Annotated in this window: 2 protein-coding genes and 1 pseudogene; all 3 read right to left on the reverse strand. The window is 70.7% G+C overall.

The window, feature by feature from the left end; all coding sequences use genetic code 11:
* Nucleotides 1-2,748, reverse strand: a 2,748-nt coding sequence (locus ACWELJ_RS33000) for an amino acid adenylation domain-containing protein (RefSeq protein ID WP_452369994.1), incomplete at its 3' end; no start/stop codon positions are given.
* 410 nt (nucleotides 2,749-3,158) lie between these two features.
* Nucleotides 3,159-5,102 (reverse strand): apolipoprotein N-acyltransferase, encoded by a 1,944-nt coding sequence (lnt, locus tag ACWELJ_RS33005; protein WP_452369995.1) that lies wholly within the window; start codon nucleotides 5,100-5,102, stop codon nucleotides 3,159-3,161.
* Between the two features lie 148 nt (nucleotides 5,103-5,250).
* Nucleotides 5,251-5,478 (reverse strand): annotated as a pseudogene (locus tag ACWELJ_RS33010) (amidohydrolase); the annotation flags it as partial.

Consider the following 5,478-nt stretch of genomic DNA (forward strand, 5'->3'; position numbering starts at 1 on the left):
GCCGCCGCGACCGCGGCGGGCCACGCAGACCGCCCGCGCGACCCGGGGGTCGGCGAGCAGGGCGGCCTCGATCTCGCCGAGCTCGATGCGCAGGCCGCGCACCTTGACCTGGAAGTCGCTGCGGCCCAGGTATTCCAGCACGCCGGAGCTGCCGTTGCCGCGCCAGCGCACCAGGTCGCCGGTGCGGTACATGCGGGCGCCGGGGGTGAAGGGGTTGGCCACGAACCGGTCGCCGGTGAGGGCGGCGCGGCCCAGGTAGCCGCGGGCCAGCTGCACGCCCGCCAGGTAGAGCTCGCCGACCACGCCGGGGGCGACGGGCTGCAGGCGGGCGTCGAGGACGTAGGTGCGGGTGTTCCAGATCGGCGCGCCGATCGGCACGTCGGTGTCACCCGGTGTGCAGTGCCAGGCGGTGACGTCGACGGCGGCCTCGGTGGGACCGTAGAGGTTGTGCAGTTGCGGCGCTTCGGGTCCGGTGCCCAGGGCGGCGTGGAATTCGGCGACGGTGGCGGCGGGCAGCGCCTCACCGCTGCAGAACACCCGCTCCAGGCCGGTGCAGCCGCTCACCTCGGTGTCGGTGAGGAACACCGACAGCATGGACGGCACGAAATGCGCCGTGGTGACGCCCTTCTCGGCGATGACGCGGGCCAGGTAGGACGGATCGCGGTGCCCGTCGGGGGCGGCGATGACCAGGCGGGCGCCGATCTGCAAGGGCCAGAAGAACTCCCACACCGACACGTCGAAGGTGGCGGGGGTCTTCTGCAGCACGACGTCGGCGGGGTCGAGCGGGTAGGCGTGCTGCATCCAGCGCAGCCGGTTCACGATGGCGGCGTGACTGACGCCGACGCCCTTGGGCTTGCCGGTGGAGCCGGAGGTGAAGATGACATATGCCAGGTGCTCGGCGCGCAGCGGCGCGGTGCGGTCGGCGTCGGTGACCGGGCGGCCCGAGTGCGCGGACAGATCGGCGGTGTCGATGTCGAATCGCGGTGCGAGATCGGGCAGTTCGATGCCGTCGGCGGCGGTGGTGAGCACGCACAGCGGCCGGCCCTGCTCGAGCACGGCGGCGATGCGATCGGCCGGGTGGTCGGTATCGATGGGCAGGTAGGCCGCGCCCGCCTTGACGATGGCGTACATGCCGACCAGCAGGTCGAGGCTGCGGCGCATGGCCAGGCCGACCAGGGTGTCGGGGCCCGCGCCGCGCGCGACGAGTTCGCGGGCCAGGCGGTTGGCGCGCTCGTCGAGGGCGGCGTAGGTGAGGGTCTCGCCCTCGAAGTCCAGCGCGATCCGGTCGGCGGACAGGGCCGCCTGGTCGGCGAACAGCCCGGGCAGGGTGCCCTCCTGCCGGTCGACCTGGGTCGAATTCCATTCACGCAGGACGAGTTCGCGTTCCGGGTCGGTGAGCACCGGCATGTCCACGACCACGGATTCGGGTGCGGCGGAGACGAATCGGCCCAGATAGTCGAGGAATCGGCCGTGGTGCATGGACAGTTCGGCGTCGCCGTACAGGCGCGGGTTGGCCTCGAAGTCGATGTGGATGCGGTCGCCCAGGCCGTTGTAGAGGTTGATCGAGAGGTCCTCGACGGGGCCGGTGGACAGCACGTTGATCGAGCCCATCAGGCTGCCGAACTTCAGCTCGCTGTGGAAGAGCATGAGGTTGACCATGGGGCCGAAGAAGCCGCGCGAGTCGCGGGAGTAGCCGCAGTCGCGGCGGATGTCGTCGCTGCGGTAGCGCTGGTGGCGCAGCGCGCCGGTGATCTGCAGTTCGACGGCGCGCACGGTGTCGGCGACGGTCTCGGCGCCGGTGAACTGCACGCGGATGGGCACCACATTCGACACCACCCCGGCCGATCGCCGCAGCGCCACCGTGGTGCGTGCGGAGACGGGCAGGCTGAGCACCACGTCCTGGGTGCCGGTGACCGCGCGCACGTAGCCGGCCAGGGCGGCGACGAACAGCGCGGAGCTGTTGGAGCCGAACGCGGTGGCGGCGGCCTCGATATCGGCCTCGACCTCGGGGGTGAGCACGGCGGTGGCGGTGCGGCGGCCCGCGTCGGAGATCGGGACCACGGTGCCGTTGGCCGACAGTGTCAGCGGTTCGCCGACGCCGGCGAGCTGGGCGCGCCAGTAGTCGCCGTCGGAGACGAAGCGGGTGGTGTCGCGGTAGCGGTTCTCGTCGGCGTAGATGGTGGCCAGTGGCGTGGCCCGGGAGACCGTCGGCTCGGTGTGGTCCTCGAGCGCGGTGTAGATCTCGGCGGCGCGGGTGGTGGCGTTCATGGCGCCGTAGCCGTCGATCACGATGTGGTGGCCGCGGGTGTACCAGATCCAGTCGGCGTCGCCGATCTGGATGACCACGTTGGTGGTGAGCGGGTCGCGCTCGATGTCGATGGGTGAGCTGGCGTGCTCGTTCATCCAGGCGTGGGCCGCGGCGCGCGGGTCCGGTTCGCCGCGCAGGTCGACCCGCGCCCAGCCGGGGCGCCGATTGAGGTCGACCACCTGGTGCGGGACGCCGTCGATCTCGAGCAGGCGGACGTGGCCGACCTCGCTCTCGGCGCCGAAGCGTTCGATCGCGTAGAGCAGGCGGCCGACGTCGAGGTCGCCGTGGATCTCGACGAACTGCGCGATGGTGAGGGGAATGTCCGGCCTGATGCGCTGGGCGTACCAGAGTGCTGTCTGCGCCGGGGAGAGCACGAAAGGTTGAGCCGAGAATTCACCCGAAGAACATTGGTCGACACGGTCGGTGGCCAATGAACTCATCAAACACTCCGTTCTGACGCTGTAGACGCAACTCCCCGAGCCCCGAAAGAGTGATCACAAGGTCCTGGATGCCCGGCGTGCGCGCGCATGCGCGAGCCGTAGGACGTGATCCACGTCCTATGATTCGGAGCATCCCGCCGAGTGGATCGGTGGTGATCTCGAGTTGCCGCAACGAACAGCGTTGGCGGAACGCAGCAATAGTTCAGTTACCCAACAGCAAACCTCACAGTATGCGCCCAACTCGCATAATGGAACGGTTTTGATTCGGACCTATCGGGAAATTCAACAAGCCCTGGCAACGAACTGGCGAATCCAAGTCGCCGAGACGGGTACGGCCCTCACACACGTGCCCGCGGTACCACGCCGGATGAATTCTCCGGCCGTCCGGTTGGTTATGACCGATTCAGATATCACCCGCGCGGGGTGCGGTAACGCCTCCGGATCAGCGCGGCCGCGGTAGCGGCCGCGGCCAGAATACACACAACAGTCTCGGGCGTGGGGCCCAAACGGGACGCGAGTGTCGAGTCGTCGCGCAGCGGCAACGTCGCGACCAGCGCGGCGGGCTCGAACTGCGGGGTCTGCTGCCGGATCACGCCGTCGGCGGTGATCATGGCGCTGACGCCGGTGGTCACCGACACCACCACCGCGCGGCCGTGCTCGACCGCGCGCACCCGTGACATGGCCAGCTGCTGATAGGTCATCTCACTGCGGCCGAAGGTGGCGTTGTTCGACGGCACGGTGAGCAGCTGCGCGCCCGCGCGCACCGACTGCTCGAAGGCGCGGTCGAAGGCGACCTCGTAACAGGTGGCCACGCCGATGGCGACCGGGGCGCCGCCGCCCGCGGGCCGCACGTGCACCACGCCGTCACCGGTGCCGGGCACGAAATAGCCCGCGCGGTCGGCGTATTCGGAGAAGTGGCGGAAGAACTCCCGGTAGGGCAGGTACTCGCCGAAGGGCTGGATGATCTTCTTGTCGTGGCGCTCGGCCGGGCCGGCCTCGCCGTTCCACACGATGACGGAGTTGGTGGTGGTGCGATCGGCGTTCACGAGCACCGCGCCCACCAGGATGGGGGCCTTCACCGCGATCGACGCCCGCGAGATCTCCTGCGCCGCATCGGCGTTGCGCAGCGGATCGATATCGGAGGAGTTCTCCGGCCAGATCACCACGTCCGGTTGCGGGGCCTTCCCGGCCGCGATGTCGCGGGCGAGTTCCTCGGTGCGCTTGACGTGATTGTCGAGAACCGCGCGGCGCTGGGCATTGAAGTCCAGGCCCAGGCGCGGCACGCTGCCCTGGATGGCGGCGACCGTGATCGGCCGGTTGCCGTCCTCCGGGCCGGGCAGCGCGGTCCGGAGGATCACTCCGGCGAGTGGAACTATAGCCACAAGCATTGCCGCAGCAACAATCCGGTTCCACGATGTGAGATGCGATGCTCCCCATCTGGGAGAATCCGATGTGGCCCCGGCCACTCCTCCGCTACCGCCGACGCGGGCGGTGAGGCGGCCCGGCAATCCCGCGGCGAGCGCCGCGAGCCCGGTCCCGGTGAGCGCCACCGCGAAACTCACCAGCGGCGCGCCGCCGACCATCGCGTACGGCAGGTACCAGCCGTCGGCCTGCCCGAAAGCCAGCCTCCCCCAGGGAAACCCGCCGAACGGGAAGCTGGCGCGCGCCCATTCGGTGAGCGACCACACCGCCGCCACCCACAGTGGCCACCCCGGCAGCGTCGCCACCCACCGCGTCAGCAGCCCGAAAAGTCCCACGTACACAGCACATACGGCCGACAGCGCGAGCCACGGCGCGGGCCCGACATAGATACCGGTCCACGGCAGCAGCGGCAGGAAGAACCCGAGCCCCGCCACATACCCGTACCCGAATCCCGCACGCGCCCGGCCGGTTCCACGCACCACGAGGGTCAGGATCGCGATCCCGACCGGCGCCAGGAACCACAGGGTCCGCGGCGGGAAGCTCGCATACAGCAGCAGCCCGGCCACGACGGCCGCGAGCAGACGTGCCGACCTCGGCCACCGCCCGGCAGCGGCCACGATCGCGGCGATCGACTTGCCCGCCCCGGCCCCGGGGGACACAGCGCCTCCGGTCGAACTGCCTTCGACCACAGCCGATCCGGCGCCGACCGGGGCCACCCCGTCGGCCGACCCGATGGCGGCAGCGGAATCCCCGGCGGCGGCCGCCGTATCCCCGGCCGGGGTCTCGGACATGTATTCCGGACCCGCGGCGCGAGACCCGGATCCCTCGGCCTCGCCACCGCTCAGACGTGCCGAACCGTTCACGCGCGACCCGGATTCGGGCGCGGCACCCCCAGCGGCGGCTGCCGCGTCCCCGGCCGCGATCTCGGACATGTACTCCGGATCCGCGGCGCGAGACCCGGATAGACCAGCGTCTCCACCCGTCAGGCGTTCCGGACCGTTCACGCGCGAGCCGGTGTCGGGCGCACCGCCCGCGTCGGCGGTGGAAGCCGATGCGCGGAAGTCGTTTTCGGGGTCGGTGTCAGGCTTCATGGATGGTGACCCCGCGGTGCACGGTGCGCAGGCACTGCGGCAGGGTGGCGTCCGGGGTGAGCGGCGGCAGGCCGGGGACGCGGGAGCGGGGGTCGGTGGACCAGCGCTGGACGGTGTCGGCGGCGGCCGCCACGACCAGTTCGCGGGAGTCCCAGATCGCGTAGGAGGCGGGCGCGCCGGGGACCAGGGTGCCGGCGACGCCGTCGCGGACGCCGCC

This window comes from Nocardia sp. NPDC004582 (assembly GCF_053602115.1).